Source organism: Lichenicola sp., from assembly GCF_965198575.1.
Taxonomy (GTDB): Bacteria; Pseudomonadota; Alphaproteobacteria; order Acetobacterales; family Acetobacteraceae; genus Lichenicola.
The window spans coordinates 1,319,088-1,337,224 of record NZ_OZ240671.1 but is presented as its reverse complement, the minus strand read 5'-3'; the positions used below and the strand labels follow the sequence as shown (position 1 = coordinate 1,337,224).

Below are 18,137 nucleotides of genomic sequence, written 5' to 3'. Positions count from 1 at the left end.
GGCGGGTGGGGTCAGCCCAGACGGTCGAGCCGCCGCAGGGACGGGAACCGCCACATCCACAGCCCCGCCACCAGCAGCGTGCCGAGGCCGCCCGCCACCACCGCCGGGGTCGTGCCGATCAGCGCGGCGAGGCTGCCGCTTTCGAACTCGCCGAGCTGGTTCGAGGTGACGATGAACAGCAAGTTCACCGCCGACACCCGGCCACGCATCTCCTCCGGGGTGCCGAGCTGCACCAGCGTCGAGCGCACCACCACACTCACCACATCGGCACCACCCAGCACCGCCATCGCCAGGATCGACAAGGGGAGCGAGCGCGACACGCCGAACAGGATGGTGGCGAGCCCGAACACCGCCACCGCGGCGAACATCAGCACCCCGGCATGGCGGCGGATCGGACGGCGGGCCAGCACCACCGACACCAGCAGCGCCCCGATCGCCGGTGAGCCGCGCAGCACGCCGAGCCAGAACGGGCTGCCATGCAGGATGTCGAGCGCATAGACCGGCAGCAGCGCGGTGGCGCCACCGAGCAGCACCGCGAACAGGTCGAGCGAAATGGCGCCCAGCAGCTGCGGCCGCGACCGGATGAACGCCAGGCCGCCGAATACGCTGGCGAGCGTCACCGGCCCGCGTGGCCGTGGCGGCAGCTCCAGCCTGACCAGGCTCATGCCGATCGCTGCCAGCACGAACATGACGCTGCAGGCGAGGTAGGCGTGGCCGGCGCCGGTCATGTACAGCAACCCGCCGGCGGACGGCCCGATGATGGTCACGGTCTGGAACAGCGACGAGTTCAGCGCCACCGCCTTGGGGAACAACGCCGGCGGCACCAGGCTCGGCAGCAGCGCCTGCAGGCTCGGGCCCTCGAACGCCTTGGCCGCTCCGAACAGCGCGACCAGCGTATAGATCAGCGCCGGCGACATCAGGTGGCGGAAGGTGGCGATCGCCAGCACGACGCCGCACAGCGCCTCCAGCGCCTGGCAGATCATCGCGACGCGCCGGCGGTCGAACCGGTCGGCGACGTGTCCGGACACGAACACCAGCGCCAGCATCGGCATGAACTGGGCGAGGCCGATCAGTCCGAGGGTCAGCGGCCGGTGGGTGATCGAATAGGCCTGCCAGCCGATCGCCACCGCCTGGATCTGAAACCCGAGCGTGGAGAGCATCCGGCACGAGAGGAAGGCGATCACGCCCGGGTGGCTCAGCAGCCGCCGATCGACCACCGGTGCGGCGGGCTCGCGTTCAGCCAACCACGGGTCCCCGCCTGGCGTGATAGGCGATGTTCGCGCCGATCACCCCCGCCAGGATCACCAGCGCCATCGGCAGCATGCTGATGCTGTGGAACAGGCCCATCACCATGCCGGCCATGGCGCCGAACGAGAATTGCAGCGTGCCCAGCATGGCCGAGGCGCTGCCGGCGTGCCGGGCATGGGCGGTCAGCGCCAACACCACGGCGTTCGGCATCAGGAAGCCGAGCGAGGCCATCACCCACATGATCGGCAGCACCGCCGCGAGCAGGAAGCCATGCGCGCCGGCGAGCCCGGTGAGCACCATCAGGTTGAGCAGCACCGCGGCACTGGTGATCGAGGCGATGCCGTATCCGAGCATTTGCGCCACGCCGATGCGATGCACCACCCGGGCGTTCAGCTGGGTGCCGGCGATATAGAAGAAGGCGTTGATCCCGAACATCATCCCGAAGCCGGACGGGGTGAAATGCAGGATCTGCTCGAACACCACCGGGGTGCCGGACAGGTAGGCGAAGATCACGAAGCTCGAGAAACCGCAGATGCAGGTGTTGGCGAGGAACACCCGCTCCTTCACGATCGAGATGTAGCGTCCGAGCACCTCGACCGGCGCCAGGTGCAGCCGCATCGCCCGCGGCAGCGTGTCCGGCAGGGCGAAACGAACCGCCACCAGGGCCAGGACGCCGTAAACGGTGGCGATCCAGAAGATCCAGCGCCAGCTCGCGACGGTCAGCACCAGGGCGCCGAGCGAGGGTGCCAGCACCGGCACCACGCCGAGCACCAGGGTCAGCTGCGACATCAGCTTGGCGCCCTGGTTGCCGGTGGCGACGTCGCGCACGATTGCCCGCGGGATCACCATGCCGGCCGACCCGCCGATCGCCGCCAGCACCCTGAAGGTGCAGAAGCTCCAGAGCTCATGGCTGAGCGCGCAGCCGATCGAGCCCACCACATAGACTGCGAGCCCGAACACCAGTGGCGCCTTGCGGCCCCAGCGATCGGAGGCCGGACCTTGGGTGAACTGGCCGATCGCCAGCCCGACGAACCAGGCGGCCAGGGTGATCTGTGCCGAGCCGCCACCGGACCCGAGCGCGGTCTCCAGGGTGGGGAAAGCCGGCAGGTACATGTCGGTCGAGAGCGGACCGATCGCGCTCAGCAGGCCCAGCATGACGATCAGCCAGACCGGCATGTTGCCGTCCTGCAACGACGACCTGGCGGTGCGTTTGGCTGGTTCCTCGAGTGCCGCTCGTCCGGCAGTGTCGGCCGTTACTCCACTGGGCATCCGATGTTCAGCCGCCGGTGCCGCCGACCGTCAGCCCGGTCATCTTGAGGGTCGGCTGGCCCACGCCCACCGGCACGCCCTGGCCGTTCTTGCCGCAGGTGCCGATGCCGGGATCGAGTGCCAGGTCGTTGCCGATCATGCTGACCTTGGTCATCGCGTCCGGGCCGTTGCCGATCAGCGTGGCGCCGCGCACCGGCGAGGTCACCTTGCCGTCCTCGATCAGGTACGCCTCGCTGGCGGCGAACACGAACTTGCCGGACGTGATGTCGACCGAGCCGCCGCCGAAATTCACCGCATACAGGCCGCGCTTGACCGAGCGGATCATCTCCTCCGGCGTGTGGTTGCCGTTCAGCATCACGGTGTTGGTCATGCGCGGCATCGGCATGTGCGCGTAGGACTGCCGGCGGCCATTGCCGGTGGGTGCCACCTTCATCAGCCGCGCGTTCATGCGGTCCTGGATGAAGCCGGTCAGCACGCCGTCCTCGATCATCACGGTGCGGCTGGCCGGCGTCCCCTCGTCATCGACGGTCAGGCTGCCACGGCGGTCCGGGATCGTGCCGTCATCGACCACGGTGACGCCCTTGGCTGCGACCTGCTTGCCGACCAGTCCGGCAAAGGCCGACGTGCCCTTGCGGTTGAAGTCGCCCTCCAGCCCGTGCCCGACCGCCTCGTGGAGCAGGATGCCGGGCCAGCCATTGCCGAGCACGACTTCCATCTCGCCGGCCGGCGCCGGGATGCTGTCGAGATTGACCAGCGCCTGGCGCATCGCCTCGTCGGCGGCGTGTTTCCAGGTGGTCTCGTTCAGCACCCGGCTGTACTCGAAACGCCCGCCGGTGCCGTAGCTGCCACTCTCGCGACGGCCGTCCTTCTCCATCACCACCGACACGTTGAGCCTGACCAGCGGCCGGATGTCGGCGACGCGGTTGCCGTCGGCGCGCAGGATCTGCACCGCCTGCCACTCGGCCGCGAGCGACGCCATCACCTGCACCACGCGGCTGTCGCGGCCCCGCACGTAGGCGTCGATCTCGGACAGCAGCGCCGCACGCACCGCGAACTCGGCTTCCTGGAGGGGATTCGAGTCGCCATACAGGTGCGCATTGGTGGCGCGCGGGGTCTCGGCGACGATGCCGCTGCGGCCGGCGCGCACCTGGCCGACGGTGGCGGCGGCGCGGGTGAGGGCGCTCTCGCTGATCTCGTCGGAATGCGCGTAGCCGGCCTCGTCGCCCAGCACCGCGCGCAGGCCGAAGCCGGTCGAGGTGTCGAAGCTGGCGGAGCGGATGACGCCTTCCTCGAGGCTGATGAACTCGCTCTCGCGATATTCGAGGAACAGCTCGCCGTCATCCGTGCCGGCGAGGGCGGTGTTCAGGATGCGCTCGGCGCCGGTGCGGTCGAGGGTCGATCCGGCGCGATCGAAGAACAGCCGGTCGGTGGTGGCGAGCGCGCTCATGCGAAGTCCGATCGTGTCTGTGTGCCGGCGCGGATCGAGGTGACGCCCACGCCGCGGAGGCGGTGCAGCGTGAACAGCGTGACGCTCAGCAGGATGGCGGCGAAGGTCTGGTGCAGCGTGCCGGCCCAGACCGGCACCACCATCAGCAATGTGGTGACGCCGAGGGCATATTGCGCGAGCACGGCCCAGCCGAGCAGCATCAGCGCGTTATGCGCCGGGCCGGAGAGTGCCGCGCGGAGGCCGACCAGAAGCGCGCCGCCGATGGTCAGGGCGGTCAGGGTGGCGAGCACGCGGTGGTCGAACTGCACCGCGCCGAGGTTCTGGAACCAGTTGCGCCAGAACGGATGCAACGCGCCGTAATGCGGCGGCAGCAGGTGGCCGTCCATCGTCGGGAAGCTGTTGTAGATGAAACCGGCATGCGTCCCTGCGGTGAACCCGCCGGCGATCACGGTGACCGCCAGCACGCAGGCGGCGGTGGCCACCAGGCGGCGCGCCCAGATCGTGCCGGGCGTGGCGGGGATCGGCTGGGCGACCGGCCAGCGCACCGAGAATGCAGTCCAGAGGATGGCCGAGTAGAGCGCGAAGGCGAAGCCCAGATGCAGCACCAGCTTGGCCGGCGCCACGGCGACGCTGTTCGGATCGAAGCCGGATGCCACCATGAACCAGCCGATGGCACCCTGCAGTCCGCCCAGCACGAAGAACAGCAGCAGCCGCACGATCATCCGGCCGCCGATCGCCCCGGTGACCGCGAAGAACACCAGCGGCACGAACAGCACCAGCCCGATCATCCGGCCCCAGAAGCGGTGGATCCATTCCAGCCAGAAGATGTGCTGGAAGCCCGCCAGCCCGAAGCCCTGGTGCTCGAGCCGGTACTGCGGGATCTGCTGGTAGAGCGCGAACAGGTGCTCCCACTGGGCGTGGGTGAGCGGCGGGATGATGCCGGAGAGCGGCGACCACTCCATGATCGACAGGCCGGACCCGGTCAGCCGGGTGGCGCCACCCAGCGCGATCATGCCGAGGAGCATGAAGCAGATCGCGAACAGCCAGGTGGACACCTGGATGAGCGCACGGTCGGGGTTGCGCGCGGCGGTGTTTCGCAGCCAGCGCAGCTGCCGCAAGGTCGCGTGCGCGGTCCGCGGCGGTCGGCCGGGTGAGGCAACGGTGTCTGAGGGCATCACAATTATTATGAACGGTGACGCGGCCGCTGCAAGGGCGGAGCCGCTCCTTGTGAAGCGGCAGGGGGGGTGCTACCCGCCGGATCCATGTCGTTGAGCGAGTTCGATCGCCGGCCGGATGGGATAAGCCCGATCCCACATGGGCAGCCTCCGGGCCACCTGCTCGCACCCATTCCCCATGCCACGGCCTCGCCGCCGCAGGCCGTGCAAGACACCCGCACCGGGGTGTCGCGGCTGGTGAAGCCACTGCTGCTGCTGCTCTCGCTGCTGGCGGTCGGGCTGCTGCTGCGTGCCCTGCCGGGCGGCCCTGGCGGTCTGTTGCCGGCAGTCTCGGTGTTGCGTCACGGCGTGTCCGGCCGGCTGCTGTTCCTCGTCGCCGGCACCCTGATCTGCGCTGTCGGCATGCCCAGGCAGGCAGTTTGCTTTGCCGGCGGCATCGCCTACGGGTTGCTGCCGGGCGTGCTGCTTTCCAGCCTGGCCACCGTCGCCGGCTGCATGCTCGGCTTCTTCTGGGCGCGACTGGCAGCCCGCGACTGGGCGCACCGGTGGCTGGAGGCACGTGCCGGTGGCTGGCTCGGCCGGCTCGACCGGTTCGTGACCGCTCGCCCGTTCAACGCCATCCTGACCTTCAGGCTGCTCCCGGTGGGCAGCAGCCTGGCGCTCAACCTGGCGGCCGGCGTGCTCGGCATCGGAGCGTGGCCGTTCTTTGCCGCGACCGTGCTCGGCAGCCTGCCGCAGACCGTCATCTTCACGCTGCTCGGCGCCGGCACCCGGATCGGCCACACCGCACAGATCGTGCTGGCACTGCTGCTGTTCGTGGCCTCGGGATGCGTCGGCCTGCTGCTGCTGCGCCGTCGCGGTGACGTGCTGGCGTGACAGGCTGGTTCGGCCTGGTTCTTGCCTGACCGGTTCTTGCTGGCATGCCTGGAAGCGGGTAGAGCCCGGTTGCACAGAAAGAGGGCGAGCGCGGGTGACGCCCGGGCTCCGTTGGTCGATGAAGCAGCAGGCAATGGACCTCAAGGAGCACATCCGAGGCATCCCGGATTTTCCCAAGCCCGGCATCCTGTTCTATGACATTTCGACCCTGCTGCGGAACGCCGACGCCTGGCAGGTCGCGATGGGACGTCTGGCGCATGCGGTGGCGCCGGCACAGCCCGACATTCTCGCCGGAGTCGAGTCACGCGGCTTCCTGCTGGCGGCACCGCTTGCCAGCAAGCTCGGCTGTGGGTTCCTGATGCTGCGCAAGCCGGGCAAACTTCCAGGTGCGACGGTCTCTCTCGAGTACGACCTGGAATATGGCAGTGACAGCCTGCATATCCAGGAAGATGCGATCGAGCCGGGACAGCGGGTGGTCGTGGTTGATGATCTCCTGGCGACCGGCGGCACCCTGTCGGCTTCGATCCAGCTGCTGCAGAAGGTCGGCGCCAACGTGACGGCGGCCGCGGTGATCATCGAGATCCTGGCCCTCAAGGGGCGCGAAAAGCTTGGTGTGCCACTGACCGCGCTGGTCACTTACGACTCGTAAAGCATTTCGGGCGTAAAGCTTTCGAGGCCACGCAGCAGCGGGGTCCAGAGCAGGGAGTCTGCACCGCATGAGCCGTGACTACGACCTGATCGTCATCGGCAGCGGCCCGTCCGGCCGTCGTGCGGCCGTGCAGGCAGCGAAACTCGGCCGATCCGTGCTGGTCATCGAGAAGAACCCGCAGCTTGGCGGCGTCTCGGTGCATACCGGCACGATCCCGTCCAAGACCCTGCGCGAGACCGTGCTGAACCTGACCGGGTGGCGTGAGCGCGGGTTCTATGGCCTGGCCTACCGCGTCAAGCAGGACATTGCCGCCGGCGACCTGACCAACCGCCTCACCAAGACGCTCGACCACGAGGTCGAGGGGCTGAAGCACCAGTTCATCCGCAACCACGTGCAGATGATGCACGGCGCTGCCCGCTTCCTCAACAGCCACGAGATCGAGGTGACGGTCGCGGCCGGCGAGATCCAGGTCGTCACCGGATCGCGCATCGTGATTGCCGTCGGCACCCGCCCGCATCGCCCCGACAACGTGCCCTTCAACGGCACCACCGTCGTCGATAGCGACGGCATCATCGACCTGCAGAAGCTGCCGAACAGCCTGGCGGTCATCGGCGCCGGGGTGATCGGCGTCGAGTACGCGACCATCTTCAGCGCGCTGGACGTGCGGGTGACGCTGATCGAGCCGCGCGACAGCTTCCTCGACTTCATCGACCGCGAGCTGCTGAGCGAGTTCGTGCACCAGCTCCGCGACCGTGGCGTGGCGTTCCGGCTGGGCGATCCGGTCGAGAGCATCAACATGGAGCACGGCCAGCCGATCGTGATGCTCGCCGGCGGTCGTCGGGTGCGCGCCGAGATGGTGCTCTACACCGCCGGCCGGGTCGGCAATGTCGAGTCTCTCGATCTCGATCGCGCCGGGCTGACGGTGGACAACCGCGGCCGCATCAAGGTCGACACCTCGAGCTACCAGACCGAGGTTCCGCATATCTATGCGACGGGCGACGTGATCGGCTTCCCGAGCCTGGCCTCGACCTCGATGGAGCAGGGACGCATCGCTGCCTGCCATGCCTTCGGCGAGAGCCTGCCGCCGATGCCGAAATTCTTCCCGTACGGGATCTATTCGGTGCCGGAAATCTCTACCGTCGGCATGAGCGAGGAGGAGGTGAGGCGCCGCCACATCCCGTACGAGGTCGGCCTCGGGCGCTTCCGGGAGACGTCGCGCGGTCATATCATGGGGCTGCAGGGCGGCCTGCTGAAAATGATCGTGTCGCTCAAGACGCGGAAGCTGCTGGGCGTGCACATCGTCGGCGAGGGCGCCACCGAGCTCGTGCATATCGGCCAGGCGGTGCTCAACCTGCACGGCACCATCGACTACTTCCTGGAGAACACCTTCAACTATCCGACGCTGGCGGAGGCGTATAAGATCGCGGCACTCGACGCCTGGAACCGCATGACGCCGCGTGTCGCCGGCCGGGAAGAAGCCGAGATCGAGAATACCGAGCAGGCCGAAGCCGCGGAGTAGCGCCGCCACCTGTTCGGATCAAGCGCAAGCAACGGGCACACGAACTCGCGGCCAAGCGAGCGTGCCGGATCAGGAAAGGGAGCCACACCATGGACAGCATCGAGACCCTCAGGGTCACCGCCGCACCGTTCGAGGCCAGCTACGACAACTTCATCGGCGGCACCTGGCGACCGCCGGTCAATGGCCGGTATTTCGACAACCCCTCACCGGTGAACGGCCGCGTCCTGTGCCGGGTGGCACGCTCCGACGCCCGCGACATCGACCTCGCACTGGATGCGGCACACGCAGCCAAGGAGGCCTGGGGCCGCACCAGCGTTGCCGACCGCGCGCTCATGTTGAACCGCATCGCCGACCGCATCGAGGCCAACCTCGATTTGCTCGCGCGGGCCGAGAGCTGGGACAACGGCAAGCCGATCCGCGAGACGACGAACGCCGACGTTCCCCTGTGTGCCGACCATTTCCGCTATTTCGCCGGCTGCATCCGCGCCCAGGAAGGCGGCCTGTCGGAGATCGACCACGACACCGTCGCCTATCACTTCCATGAGCCGCTCGGCGTCGTCGGCCAGATCATCCCCTGGAACTTCCCGCTGCTGATGGCCTGCTGGAAGCTCGCCCCGGCGCTCGCCGCCGGCAACTGCGTGGTGATGAAGCCGGCCGAGCAGACCCCCGCCTCGATCCTGGTGCTGGCCGGGCTCATCGCGGACATCCTGCCGCCCGGCGTGCTCAACATCGTCAACGGCTTCGGTCTGGAAGCGGGCAAGCCGCTGGCGTCGAGCCCGCGCATCGCGAAAATCGCCTTTACCGGCGAGACCACCACCGGCCGGCTGATCATGCAGTACGCCAGCCAGAACCTGATTCCGGTGACGCTTGAGCTCGGCGGCAAGTCGCCCAACATCTTCTTCGCCGACGTCGCCGCCGAGGATGACGACTTCCTCGACAAGGCGGTCGAGGGCTTCGTGATGTTCGCCTTCAACCAGGGCGAGGTCTGCACCTGCCCGTCGCGGGCGCTGATCGACGAGCGCATCTACGACCGCTTCATGGAGAAGGCGCTGGCCCGGGTGGCGGCGATCGTCCAGGGCGACCCGCTCGACCCGAACACCATGGTCGGCGCGCAGGCCTCGTCGGAGCAGGTCGAGAAGATCCTGTCGTATTTCGATATCGGCCGGCAGGAAGGTGCGGAAGTGCTGATCGGCGGCGAGCAGCTGTCGCTCCCGGGCGAGCTCGCCGGCGGCTATTACGTGAAGCCGACGGTGTTCCGCGGCCACAACCGGATGCGGGTGTTCCAGGAGGAGATCTTCGGGCCGGTCGTGTCGGTGACCACCTTCTCGAGCGAGGAGGAGGCGCTGTCGATCGCCAACGACACGCTGTACGGGCTTGGCGCCGGCGTCTGGACCCGTGACGGCACCCGCGCCTACCGCTTCGGCCGGGCCATCCAGGCCGGTCGGGTCTGGACCAACTGCTACCACGCCTATCCGGCGCACGCGGCGTTCGGCGGCTACAAGCAGTCCGGCATCGGCCGCGAGAACCACAAGATGATGCTCGACCACTACCAGCAGACCAAGAACCTGCTGGTCAGCTACAGCCCGAAGAAGCTCGGTTTCTTCTGATGATGGAGAGGGTCGCGGCGACGCCGGCAGCGCTCGCATTGATCGAGGAGCTGACAGCGCAGCACGGCCCGATCCTGTTCCACCAGTCGGGCGGATGCTGCGATGGCTCGTCGCCGATGTGCTACCCGAGGAGCGACTTCATCGTCGGCGACCGCGACGTGTGCCTGGGCACGATCGGGGACGCGCCGGTCTATATCGGCGCCGAGCAGTTTGCGCTCTGGCGCCACACGGTGCTGGTGATCGACGTGGTGCCGGGGCGTGGTGGGATGTTCTCGCTGGAGAACGGCACCGAGCGCCGCTTCCTCACCCGGTCGCGGCTGATGCCGGAAGGCTAGAAGGCTGGGCTCTGCCCTGACCCGCCAAAGGCCTTGGCCTTTGGAAACCGATCGGTCAGAGCGAGTGGCCTTAGTGCGGGCTGCCGACGAACTTCTCGAGCCAGTGGATGGTGTAGTCGCCGGAGCGGAAACCGGGATCGGCCATGATCCGCTGGTGCAGCGGGATCACCGTCTTGATGCCCGAGATCACGAACTCGTCCAGCGCCCGCTGCATCCGGGCGATCGCCTCGGGCCGGGTCGGCGCATGCACGATCAGCTTGGCGACCATGCTGTCGTAATAGGGCGGCACCACGTAGCCGGCATACAACGCGCTATCGATGCGCACGCCCAGGCCGCCCGGCGGATGGAACACGCTGACCAGCCCGGGGGTCGGCATGAAGGTCTCGGGATCCTCGGCATTGATCCGGCATTCGATCGCGTGGCCCTCGAAGCGGACCTGCTCCTGCGTGTAGCCGAGCGGCTGGCCGGCGGCGATGCGGATCTGCTCGCGCACCAGGTCGACGTTGCACACCATCTCGGTGACCGGATGCTCGACCTGCAGCCGCGTGTTCATCTCGATGAAGGCGAACTGGCCGTCCTGGTAGAGGAACTCCAGCGTGCCGGCATTGCGGTAGCCGAGTTTCTTCAATGCCGCCGTAGCCGTCTCGCCGATCGCGCTGCGCTGGTCGGGGGTGAGGGCAGGCGAGCCGGCCTCCTCGAGCAGCTTCTGGTGGCGGCGCTGCAGCGAGCAGTCGCGCTCGCCGAAATGCACCACGGCGCCATGGTTGTCGGCCATGATCTGCAGCTCGATGTGGCGCGGCTTGTCGAGGTATTTCTCCAGGTAGACCTCGTCGTTGCCGAACGCGGCCTTCGCCTCGGTGCGGGCGATCCGCCACGCATCCTCGATCTCGGACGCCGACATCGCGACTTTCATGCCGCGACCGCCACCACCCGCCGCCGCCTTGATCAGCACCGGATAGCCGATCTCGGCGGCGATCGCCCGAGCCGCGTCCAGGTCGGCCAGGGCGCCGGCGGAGCCCGGCACCAGCGGCACACCGAGGCTGCTCATCGCGGTCTTGGCGGTGATCTTGTCCCCCATCATGCGGATATGGTCGGGCGACGGGCCGATGAAGGTCAGGCCGTGCGCCTCGACCGCCTCGGCAAAGCCGGCATTCTCCGACAGGAAGCCGTAGCCCGGATGGATCGCGTCGGCGCCACACAGATGCGCCGCGGTCAGGATCGCCGGCACGTTGAGGTAGCTGTCGCGCGACGCTGGCGGCCCGATGCAGACGCTCTCGTCGGCCAGCCGGACATGCATCGCTTCGGCGTCGGCGGTGGAATGCACGGCGACCGTGCGGATGCCGAGCTCGCGGCAGGCGCGCAGCACCCGCAGCGCGATCTCGCCGCGATTGGCGATCAGGATCTTGTCGAACATCAAGCTGCGATCAATCGATGACGGCCAGGACTTCGCCGAACTCGACCGGCGAGCCCGAGGTGACCAGCAGTTTGCTCAGGGTGCCGGCCCGCGGCGCCTTGATCTGGTTGAAGGTCTTCATCGCCTCGATCAGCATCAGCGTCTGGCCGGCACTGACCGTGTGGCCTTCCATGACGAAAGCCGGCGCGTTCGGCTCCGGCGACAGGTAAGCCACGCCGACCATCGGGCTCGTCACCGCACCCGGGTGCTTGGAGAAGTCCGCCACACCGGCGAGTTCGCCAGCCGCCATGGCTGGAGCCGCCGACGCCGGACCGGCCTGGGCGGGCGCATAGGCCTGCACCAGCTGTGCCGGCGCCCGGACCACCCGGATCCGGCTGTCCTTCTCGGCGATCTCGATCTCGGTCAGGCCGGTCTCGGTCAGGATCTCGGCCAGGGCGCGGATCGCGTCCACATCCACGGGCAGGCGGCTCATCTTTCGTCCTCGTCCATGATGATGTCGGCCAACGCGGTCAGCGCCAGCGCGTATCCACGCACCCCGAGTCCGCAGATCACGCCCGTCGCCGCCTGGCTGACATAGGAGTGCCGGCGGTATTCCTCGCGGCGGTGGATGTTGGAGATATGCACCTCGATGACCGGCAGCCCGACCGCGGTCAACGCGTCGAGCAGCGCGATCGATGTATGGGTGTAGGCCGCCGGGTTGATCAGGATTCCGCGGGCACGGCCGCGGCACTCCTGCACCCACGACACCAGTTCGCCCTCGCCGTTGGTCTGGCGGAAATCGATCGCGACGTCCAGGCGCTCGGCAGCCTGCACGCAGATCTGCTCGACGTCGTCCAGGGTCGCCCGGCCATAGATGGCAGGTTCACGCAGGCCCAGCATGTTGAGGTTGGGACCGTTCAGGACGGCGATGAGCGGAGGCGTCATTGTCAGCCCGGCGTTAGCATGCCGCCATCGGTGCTCCAAGCGCCGAGTGCCCGCAGCACGGGGGTTGCGGCGCAGGGACGGGTCAGGCGCGGCAATCCTGCAACGCTGTTGCCTATCGCCCACAATCGACCGGTTGCGCCGCACAATATAACGCGGCCTGGTTGGAGTAACGTTTATGCTTGCTTTACGCGCCGAGACACTCTGACCGGTGGAAGATGATCACGAGTGAAGGATATCGACCGGCATTAAGGCTCTGTTCATCATTTGCGCGCATGTTTGGCTCTTGATCTTCTGGGTGTGATCAGCCTCTACTATTCGTGAACGGTGCGGGGACGAACCAATCGTGCGATCGACCAACTTGCAGCCCCTGGGCAATCTGGCTTTGGCCCTCAACGCGACGCGCATCGGCTCGTACGCTGTTGCTGCCTGCCTGGCCCTTGGCGTGGCAAGTGCTGCCGCCGCAACCGACCCCGCCCCGGCTTCCGGATCCACCGCCTGGGCCCAGTCGGTGCGGGATCACCTCGGGGTTCAATCCGCGACTGCCCCGGTATCGGACGCTCCGGCCACTCGCTCCACCGCCTCCGTCCACCCGGTAACCGCCTGGGCGCGCGCCGTCGAAGCCCGCCTTGCACTGAATGCGCACCACGTTGCGGAAGTTGGTCGCTCGGCGCTGGCCTGGTCCGAGAGCGGCATGGCCAGCTGGTATGGTCGCGCCCAGAGCGGCCGTCGCACCTCGAACGGCGACCGCTTCGATCCGATGCAGCTTACCTGCGCACATCCGACCCTGCCGCTCGGCACCAAGCTCGTGGTGACGTCGGAGACGACCGGCCGTTCGGTGGTCGTGACCGTCAATGATCGCGGGCCCTTCGGTGGCCGCATCGTCGACCTCTCACGCGCCGCGGCGGCCCGGATCGGCATGCTCGGCAGCGGCACCGCCAACGTGACTCTCCGCCAGGCGACTCCGGAGGTGATCGAGGTCGCCGAGGCAGCCGCGGGCGATACCAACGACCAGGCCCTGTCGGCAGCCGACGAGGCCGTGTCGGCGTCGGACGATGCCCTCGTCAGTCATCCGCGACATGGTCGGCCACATAGGCGCCTCGCCGCCCAATAGGCCTCGGCGTGCCGGCAGTGCTGTCCTTGGCGGTCTGCAGCTCCAACTCGGCGTTCAGCTCAGCCCCGAGCAGGACCACGTACGCGGTCACAAAGAACCACATCATGATGCCGACCACCGCGCCCAGCGGGCCATAGGTCGCGTCGTAGCTGGCAACGTGCCCGACATAGTACGAGAAGCCGAACGACGCGGCGAGCCACAGCAGCGTCGCCACCGTCGAGCCGGGGGTGATCCAGTGCCAACCCGCACTCCGGCGTGACGGGCCGAACCGGTACAGCAGCGAGAACGCCGTCCCCACGAACAGCAGCAGCAGCAACGGGCTGCCGATGCTGATCAGCGTCTGGGTGCCGGCCTCCACCGCCTCGAAGCCGAAATGCCGAGGGATGAAGTCGAGCACCGCAGGCAGGAACACCAGCAGCGCCACCGTCACCGCGGCCCCGATGATCGCGCACAGCGTCATGGTGAGCGCAGTCACCTGGAAGCGCACGAAGGACCGGGTCTCGCCCTCCTCGTAGGCGATGTTCAGTGCGGCGATCATCGACTTGGTGCCAGCCGAGGCCGACCACAGAGTGATCAGCGTGCTGATGATCAGGCTGATGGTCAGGGTGCCATGCGGCTGCGACACCAGGACGTGCACCCGGTCGGAGATCAGCAGGAAGGCCGGGCGCGGCAGCAGGTCACGGAGCACGCGAAGCTGCGGCTCGACAGTGCTCGGATCGAACGCCAGGCCGTATAGCGAGACCATGGTGCTGATTGCCGGGAACATCGCCAGCGTGGCGTAGAAGGCGCAGCCGGCGGCAGCCAGCCCGATCCGATCGGATATCATTTCCGAGAAGGTCCGCTTCAGCACCTTCTTCCAGCCCGCCCAGGGAATATGCGCCGGCTGCTCGGCATCGCGTCCGAGCTCCTTTGCCAGCGGCGACGAGGTGTCTACGACCGGTGCCACGTCGTCGCGCGCGCCGGGTACCTGCTCCGGCCGGTCATCGGCGAGCACGGGTGGATTACGCGGCGTCGCCAACTGCGCGGTCCCGCGTCCCGCTCCCTCAATCTGCTGTCCACGACCGTTCGGCATGTGAAGCTCCGGTATTGTCCGCCCGCAGCCGGCGCGCCGGTGATGCTCCTGGAGCAACGCCTGCGGAACGAAACCGGTTGCTGACCTGGCCCGGAGTTGTCCCGGCAACCGCGACCACCGCGTGCACTCAAAAAAAATCGGCCGAACCGGTTGCGTTGCGAGAATTCCGGCTGCATATGCGTCCCCCACGCAGCAACGCACGTGCCCCTGGCCCTCCGAGGTTACGCAACGACGTCAAGCGTTCTGGCAATCGGGTTATCTCCGCCACGGCGCGGAGGGCCGATCTTGGTCGCTGGTCCGTTAGACCGTTTCGCAACTTGTCCGTCGCCTGAACTGGCGGACGATACATGGAGAGGATGGGCGCGATGACCCCCAAAATCGCCTCGTTTCTGGCTGATCACGCGCCAGCCACGCCGTGCCTGGTGGTCGATGTCGATCAGGTCGAGCTGCGCTACTGCGAGCTCGAGGCCGCCCTGCCGCTGGCCCGGATCTACTACGCGGTGAAGGCCAACCCGGCACTCCCGGTGTTGCAGCGGCTGGTCTCGCTCGGCTCCTGCTTCGATGCGGCGAGCTGGGAAGAGATCGGCATGTGCCTCGAGGCCGGCGCCGACGCCTCGGCGATCTCGTTCGGCAACACCATCAAGAAGGTGAGCGCGATCACCAGCGCCTATGCGGCTGGCGTCAACATGTTCGCCTTCGACTGCGACGAGGAGCTCGACAAGCTGGCGGCACATGCCCCGGGTGCACGGGTGTATTGCCGGCTGCTGGTCGAGAACGCCGGCGCCGACTGGCCGCTGTCGCGCAAGTTCGGTACCTCGGTCGAGCACGCCCGCAGCCTCATGCTGCGTGCCCGGGACCTCGGGCTGGACCCGTACGGGCTGTCGTTCCATGTCGGCAGCCAGCAGACCGACACCGCGTCCTACGAGGCGGCGATCGGCCGCGCGGCGATGCTGTTCACCGATCTGGCAGCGGCCGGGCTTGATATCCGCATGGTCAATCTCGGCGGCGGTTTTCCGACCCGCTACCGCGACGACGTGCCGGAGATCGACCAGTTCGCCAACGCGATCGGCCGCGCGATGACCCGTCATTTCGGCAACGCGCTGCCGGAGATGATCGTCGAGCCGGGCCGCTTCATCGTCGGCGATGCCGGGGTGGTGAGCTCCGAGGTCGTTCTGGTAAGCCGCCGTGCGCTGCCGGGTGCGGTGCGCGACGACGGCCAGGAGTCGCTGCGCTGGGTGTATCTCGATATCGGTCGCTTCGGCGGGCTCGCCGAGACCGAGGGCGAGAGCATCAAGTATAACATCCGCACGCCGCATGACGGCTCGACGCTGGGCCCGGTGGCGATCGCCGGCCCGACCTGTGACGGTGCCGACATCCTGTACGAGCGCAGCAACTACCGGTTGCCGCTCGATCTCGCGACCGGCGAGCGGGTGGAGCTGCTCTCCACCGGCGCCTACGTGTCGACATACTGCTCGACTCGCTTCAACGGCTTCGCGCCGCTGGCCGAGCACTACATCTGAGAGGTCGGGCCTGGTGTTCAGGCGAGCATCTTCATCCAGTCGATAAGCAAGGTCGATCGGATGATGCGCTCAGCATGGCGGCAGGCCGAGCAGCAGGTTCGGATCGATCGCCCGGCCGCCGGCAAATACCGCAAAGAACAGGTGGGTGCCGTAGGTGACCCCGGTGCGTCCGATCCGGCCGATCGGGTCACCAGCGGCGAGGTGAGTTTGGCCCTCAGCCAGCGCCGGCACCACGCTGCCGAGATGCGCGTAGAGCGTGGTCAGCCCGCCTGGGTGGCTCACATAGACCTGTAATCCCCCGATCCCCATGCGCTTGATGCGACTGACCGTGCCGGCGGCGGGCGCGCGAACCACCCCTCCAGCCGGGGCCGGCAGGTCGATGCCGTTATGGAAGCCGGCCGGCGCCATCGGTCCGACCTGGTGTCGCCATCCGAACGGCGAACTGTAGCAGCGGCTCGCGACCGGGGAGGGGAAGTGCAGTGTCGCCGGCGCGGCGGCTGCGGGGGCGGCAGCAGCGGCGCTCCTGCAGACGATCCCGCCGGCAATCAGGGCGACAAGGCAAAGCAGGACTTTCATCGGCAGGACCGTCCCATCGGTTCGGCGCAGGTCAGGTGAGGCCGGCGGCGCGCGCTTGCGCTACCATGGCTGCATGATTCTCTCGATGATCGTGATCCTGCTGCTCGTGGCCCTGAACGGCGTGTTCGCCATGGGGGAGCTCGCGTTGATCTCGGTACGGCGGGCGCGGCTCGCTGTGCTGGTGCGGCGTGGTGTTCCGGGCGCAATGCGGGCCCGGCTGCTGGCCGAGGATCCGCAGAGCTTCCTGCCGACGGTGCAGGTCGGCATCACCTTGGTCAGCATCCTGGAGGGCACCTTCGGCGGCGCCAGCATCGCCGCCGCCCTGGCGCCGAAGCTGGCTCGCATCCATGTGCTGGCGCCGATCGCGCATGAGCTGGCGCTGACGCTGTGCGTGATCGTCATCACCGCGCTGATGCTGGTGCTGGGCGAGCTGGTGCCGAAGCAGCTGGCGTTGCGCCATCCCGAGCTGATCGCCGCCCGGCTGTCGCTCCTGCTGCTGGTCCTGGCTCGGGTGGCGGCACCGGTGGTGTGGCTGCTGCGGCGGTCCTCCGCGCTGGTGCTGCGGCTGGCGGGTGTCAGTGCGATGGGCCGCCAGACGGTCACCGAGGAGGAGCTGAAGGCGCTGCTCGCGGAGGGCGCCCAGGCCGGCGTGCTCGAGGTCGAGGAGCGCAACATGATCGAGCGGCTGCTCCGGCTGGCCGACCGGCCGGTGCGGGCGATCATGACCCCCCGCAACGAGCTGGTGTGGATCGAGCGGCACGCCGATCCGGCGACCCTGCGCGCGTTCATCAAGAGCTCCGGCCACACCCGGGTGGTGGTCTGTGACGGGGATATCGACAATCCCGTGGGGCTGATCCTGGCCAAGGACGTGCTCGACCTGCTGCTGGATGGCGGCGCGCTGTCGGTGGCGGCGGTGATGCGGCAGCCGGTGGTGGTGCCCGACACGATCAACGCCTTCGACGTGCTGGAGCAGCTGCGTTCCCATCCGCTCGGCATGGTGCTGGTGCTCGACGAGTACGGCAGCTTCGAGGGCGTGGTGACGGCCGCCGACGTGTTCGAGGCGATCGTCGGCGAGCAGCAGGAGGCGGGGGCTCTGCCGGAGAGCCAGATCGAGGCCGACGGCGTGCTGATGCTAGACGGCGCCTCACCCGCCGACGAGATCAAGGACCGGCTGGGGCTGGTCGACCTGCCGGCGGAGGGCAGCTACCACACGCTGGGCGGGCTGATCCTGGCGCTGCTGCGTCGAGTGCCGGCCTTCGGCGACAAGATCGCGTTCTCCGGCTGGCTGTTCGAGGTGCTGGAGATGGATGGCCGCCGCGTCCACAAGGTCCGCGCCAGCCGCCAGGCGCTGGCGGAGAACTAGCGCTGCCGTCCCGGGCCCAAGGGCGGCCCGCT

Annotated in this window: 17 protein-coding genes; 8 read left to right on the top strand and 9 right to left on the bottom strand. The window is 68.0% G+C overall.

The annotated features are described in order from the left end of the window. Positions 1-11 precede the first annotated feature (11 nt). The 4 genes from ACOEQ2_RS06310 to ACOEQ2_RS06295 form a co-directional block, all read right to left on the bottom strand. Positions 12-1,244, bottom strand: a complete 1,233-nt coding sequence (locus ACOEQ2_RS06310) for an MFS transporter (RefSeq protein ID WP_419730529.1) — start codon at positions 1,242-1,244, stop codon at positions 12-14. Further along, positions 1,237-2,424 (bottom strand): multidrug effflux MFS transporter, encoded by a 1,188-nt coding sequence (locus ACOEQ2_RS06305; RefSeq protein WP_419730528.1) that lies wholly within the window; start codon positions 2,422-2,424, stop codon positions 1,237-1,239. Before ACOEQ2_RS06305 ends, ACOEQ2_RS06310 begins: the two co-directional genes overlap by 8 nt. A 100-nt stretch (positions 2,425-2,524) precedes the next feature. Beyond that, positions 2,525-3,964 (bottom strand): metalloprotease TldD, encoded by a 1,440-nt coding sequence (tldD, locus tag ACOEQ2_RS06300; RefSeq protein ID WP_419730527.1) that lies wholly within the window; start codon positions 3,962-3,964, stop codon positions 2,525-2,527. After that, complete coding sequence (locus ACOEQ2_RS06295; RefSeq protein WP_419731151.1) at positions 3,961-4,989, bottom strand: COX15/CtaA family protein; 1,029 nt, start codon at positions 4,987-4,989, stop codon at positions 3,961-3,963. Before ACOEQ2_RS06295 ends, tldD begins: the two co-directional genes overlap by 4 nt. A 243-nt stretch (positions 4,990-5,232) precedes the next feature. On the opposite strand from ACOEQ2_RS06295, the gene ACOEQ2_RS06290 reads away from it, so the two are divergent. From ACOEQ2_RS06290 to ACOEQ2_RS06270, 5 genes are all read left to right on the top strand, one after another. After that, on the top strand, positions 5,233-6,015 hold the full coding sequence (locus ACOEQ2_RS06290) for a TVP38/TMEM64 family protein (protein ID WP_419730526.1): 783 nt from the start codon (positions 5,233-5,235) through the stop codon (positions 6,013-6,015). A 133-nt stretch (positions 6,016-6,148) separates the two neighbouring features. Further along, positions 6,149-6,664, top strand: coding sequence for an adenine phosphoribosyltransferase (locus ACOEQ2_RS06285; RefSeq protein WP_419731150.1), 516 nt, complete (start codon positions 6,149-6,151; stop codon positions 6,662-6,664). Positions 6,665-6,731: 67 nt separating this feature from the next. Then, a complete protein-coding gene (sthA, locus tag ACOEQ2_RS06280; protein WP_419730525.1) occupies positions 6,732-8,183 on the top strand; it encodes a Si-specific NAD(P)(+) transhydrogenase in 1,452 nt (483 codons plus the stop codon). 89 nt (positions 8,184-8,272) lie between these two features. Further along, positions 8,273-9,790, top strand: a complete 1,518-nt coding sequence (gene adh, locus ACOEQ2_RS06275) for an aldehyde dehydrogenase (protein WP_419730524.1) — start codon at positions 8,273-8,275, stop codon at positions 9,788-9,790. Next, complete coding sequence (locus tag ACOEQ2_RS06270; RefSeq protein ID WP_419730523.1) at positions 9,790-10,125, top strand: DUF779 domain-containing protein; 336 nt, start codon at positions 9,790-9,792, stop codon at positions 10,123-10,125. Before adh ends, ACOEQ2_RS06270 begins: the two co-directional genes overlap by 1 nt. 70 nt (positions 10,126-10,195) lie before the next feature. Here the strand turns inward: ACOEQ2_RS06270 and accC are convergent, their stop codons facing one another. From accC to aroQ, 3 genes are read right to left on the bottom strand one after another with little or no spacing between them, the layout of a single operon-like run. Then, positions 10,196-11,539 (bottom strand): acetyl-CoA carboxylase biotin carboxylase subunit, encoded by a 1,344-nt coding sequence (gene accC, locus ACOEQ2_RS06265; RefSeq protein ID WP_419730522.1) that lies wholly within the window; start codon positions 11,537-11,539, stop codon positions 10,196-10,198. Between the two features lie 10 nt (positions 11,540-11,549). Next, on the bottom strand, positions 11,550-12,011 hold the full coding sequence (locus tag ACOEQ2_RS06260) for an acetyl-CoA carboxylase biotin carboxyl carrier protein (protein WP_419730521.1): 462 nt from the start codon (positions 12,009-12,011) through the stop codon (positions 11,550-11,552). Beyond that, positions 12,008-12,463: a type II 3-dehydroquinate dehydratase gene (aroQ, locus tag ACOEQ2_RS06255; protein ID WP_419730520.1), complete on the bottom strand. Its 456-nt coding sequence runs from the start codon at positions 12,461-12,463 to the stop codon at positions 12,008-12,010. Before aroQ ends, ACOEQ2_RS06260 begins: the two co-directional genes overlap by 4 nt. Before the next feature lie 343 nt (positions 12,464-12,806). On the opposite strand from aroQ, the gene ACOEQ2_RS06250 reads away from it, so the two are divergent. Continuing rightward, the gene (locus tag ACOEQ2_RS06250; protein WP_419730519.1) at positions 12,807-13,574 is read left to right on the top strand and encodes a septal ring lytic transglycosylase RlpA family protein; all 768 of its coding nucleotides are present in this window, start codon (positions 12,807-12,809) and stop codon (positions 13,572-13,574) included. Here the strand turns inward: ACOEQ2_RS06250 and ACOEQ2_RS06245 are convergent. Further along, complete coding sequence (locus ACOEQ2_RS06245) at positions 13,525-14,646, bottom strand: YihY/virulence factor BrkB family protein (protein ID WP_419730518.1); 1,122 nt, start codon at positions 14,644-14,646, stop codon at positions 13,525-13,527. The two genes, ACOEQ2_RS06250 and ACOEQ2_RS06245, sit on opposite strands and share 50 nt — an antisense overlap. A 365-nt stretch (positions 14,647-15,011) precedes the next feature. Between ACOEQ2_RS06245 and ACOEQ2_RS06240 the strand changes: the two genes are divergently transcribed. Next, positions 15,012-16,166: a type III PLP-dependent enzyme gene (locus ACOEQ2_RS06240; protein WP_419730517.1), complete on the top strand. Its 1,155-nt coding sequence runs from the start codon at positions 15,012-15,014 to the stop codon at positions 16,164-16,166. Between the two features lie 69 nt (positions 16,167-16,235). Here the strand turns inward: ACOEQ2_RS06240 and ACOEQ2_RS06235 are convergent, their stop codons facing one another. Then, the gene (locus ACOEQ2_RS06235; RefSeq protein WP_419730516.1) at positions 16,236-16,742 is read right to left on the bottom strand and encodes a M23 family metallopeptidase; all 507 of its coding nucleotides are present in this window, start codon (positions 16,740-16,742) and stop codon (positions 16,236-16,238) included. Between the two features lie 73 nt (positions 16,743-16,815). Here ACOEQ2_RS06235 and ACOEQ2_RS06230 point away from each other — a divergent pair, with 73 nt between their 5' ends. After that, positions 16,816-18,105 carry a hemolysin family protein gene (locus ACOEQ2_RS06230; RefSeq protein ID WP_419730515.1) on the top strand — a complete coding sequence of 430 codons (1,290 nt, stop codon included), beginning with the start codon at positions 16,816-16,818 and terminating at the stop codon, positions 18,103-18,105. Positions 18,106-18,137: the final 32 nt, after the last annotated feature.